At 62.8% G+C, this 2,433-nt stretch carries 2 protein-coding genes; both read right to left on the reverse strand.

What is annotated here, in order from left to right; genetic code table 11:
- Positions 1-338, reverse strand: a 338-nt coding sequence (locus VEK15_11060; protein ID HXV61224.1) for a HAMP domain-containing protein, incomplete at its 3' end; no start/stop codon positions are given.
- Between the two features lie 147 nt (positions 339-485).
- Positions 486-2,264 carry an L-lactate permease gene (locus VEK15_11065; GenBank protein HXV61225.1) on the reverse strand — a complete coding sequence of 593 codons (1,779 nt, stop codon included), beginning with the start codon at positions 2,262-2,264 and terminating at the stop codon, positions 486-488.
- Between the last annotated feature and the right edge of the window lie 169 nt (positions 2,265-2,433).

The following is a 2,433-nucleotide window of genomic DNA, read 5'->3' on the forward strand; positions in this document are numbered from 1 at the left end:
TCGGAAACGTTCCGGTCACCTGCGATCAGAGCCACTTCACGAGCGAGCGAGCCGATCTCGTCCGATCGATGGACCGGAAGTTCATCCGGCAGCTGACCGCCAACCTCGCGAAGAGCGGCGAGGCTCGCTCGCATGCGGCTCAGCGGCGCGAGCAGGTGAAGGCGGATCGCCAGCACCGAGAGCCCGCACGCCACGGCGACCGCCAGGGCTCCGACGAGCCACATCGTCCCGCCGGAGAGCATGGAGGCTCCGGCGAATCCGATTCCAACCGCGAGCAGGACGCCGGGTGCCGCGCACATCGCGACCAGGAGTGACGAAGAGTTTGTGATCCGCACCATGCCCCCGGCTTCGTTAATGCAACGTTCGCGCCAGCGAGCGAGGACGCGAAAACCCCCGCGGCGGTGAATCTTTCTGGATGATGCTGCGGGGAATCTCCTGCAGAGGAGCGGCGAAAGCCTCTCAAAATGCGATGCCGCGGAGAAATGTCAGCGACGCTCGCGCGGCTCACGGATTTGCGTAACGACGAGATAAACCGCGCCGAGGGCGATGGCCGTGACCAGGAGACTTCCGGCGTTGATGAGGCCGGTGTCCTCGTACCAGACGATGAAGTAGCCGAGGGCGCCGGGAAGTAGCGCGTAGTAGACGAACGGCAGCAGAGTCATTCGAATGACGACCCCTTCGCGGCCGAGGAGGCCCACGACCGCGGAGGCTGCCACCACGTTGTGGACGCAAATCATGTTCCCCGCAGCGCCGCCGACCGCCTGAAGCGCTACGACCCAGCTCGGATCGACGCCGATGCGCTCACCCACGCCGAACTGAAATAGCGAGAACATCATGTTGCTGACGGTGTTGCTTCCGGCGACGAACGCGCCGAGCCCCCCGATGAAGGGAGCGAAAAGGGGCCAGGCGCTACCGGCGAGGGATGCAACGCCGTCCGCGAGAGCGATGGGCATTCGCTCGAACCCCGAAGCGCCACCGTCGGAGTTGATGAAGACCTGGACCATGGGGACGGTGAAGACTAGCGCAACCGAGGCGGCACCGGTGGTTCGGAGGGAGCGAAGTACGGCTTGGCCGTAGGAAGCCGCTTGCAGGCGGTGCAAGATCACGGCGCACAGGGACGCCACGATGAAGACCGTTCCTGGTAGAAAAAGTGGCTGGAATCGAGACGTGATTCCCGAGCCGAGGATATCGGCCCATTCGACCGACCAGGCATTGAGCCAACCGAAAAATGGGAGGCCTCGCAGCCGCGTCAATACGAGAAGAAGGCCCACGATCGCGTAGGGCGTCCAGGCCAGGCCGAGGCCCATCCTCGTTCTTCCCTTCACCTCCACGACCTCGATCGTGCCCGACCACTCGGGCTGCCACAGAGTCGAGGGCTCGAAATCCCAGAGCTCGTCTTTCCTCGGGAGAAACCAGCCTCTCTTGGCCGCGCTGACAACAATCGCCAACCCAATGAGGCCTCCGAGAAGCGAAGGAAACTCGGGGCCGAGCAGATTGGCCACGAGGAGATAAGGAACCGTGAACGAAAATGCCGAGAACAGGGCGAACGGCCATACGCGAAGGCCTTCGGCAAAAGAGCGGTCGCGTCCGAAAAAGCGTGTCATGAAGCCCAGCACGATCAGCGGCACGAGCGTCCCGGCAATCGCATGAAGAAGGGCGACCTTGGCGCCGATCATCGCAAGAAAGTCGGTCCATTCCCCGAATCCCCTCGAAGCGGCAAACGAGGTGACCGATTCGGCTCCCGACAGTCCGGTGTTTACTCCGATGAGGATGGGGGTTCCGGCAGCGCCGAACGATACCGGAGTGGACTGGATGAGCATCCCGGCTACGACCGCGGCGAGAGCGGGAAACCCCAGTCCGACGAGAAGAGGAACGGCTACCGCCGCCGGCGTGCCGAAACCTGCCGAGCCTTCGATGAAGCTGCCAAAAAGCCAAGCGATGATGATGACCTGAATTCGGCGGTCGGGGGTGATGTCGGTGAAACCCTTCCGGATCGCACTGAGAGCACCGCTCTCGTGGAGTGTGTTCAAAAGCAAGATCGCTCCGAAGATGATGTAAAGGAGGGTTCCGGCAACGATGAGCCCATTGACGCTCGCGGCTGCGATCTTGCTCGAGGGAACGTCCCAGACGAGGCCCGACAAGAGGATGGCGACCACGTAGGACAGCGGCATGGCCCGGCTCGCCGGCCAACGAAGACCGACGAGAAACACGGCGACGGCCAGGACGGGAAGAATCGAAAGCGCGGCGAGAGTATAGGTCCCCATGCTGAGTCCGAATCAAGGCGGGATGCGAAAAGGATCGCATCCGGGAATCGAGTGAGCTCCGGTGCCGAACGACATGAGGGGCCGAGCCTAACACAGTCCGGCTCTGGGAAGGCGTGTCAGTGCGGGAGAGTCGCTTTATAATGGGTCATGGGAAAGCTTGTCCTGCTGT

It is taken from the genome of Vicinamibacteria bacterium, from assembly GCA_035620555.1.
Classification (GTDB): domain Bacteria; phylum Acidobacteriota; class Vicinamibacteria; order Marinacidobacterales; family SMYC01; genus DASPGQ01.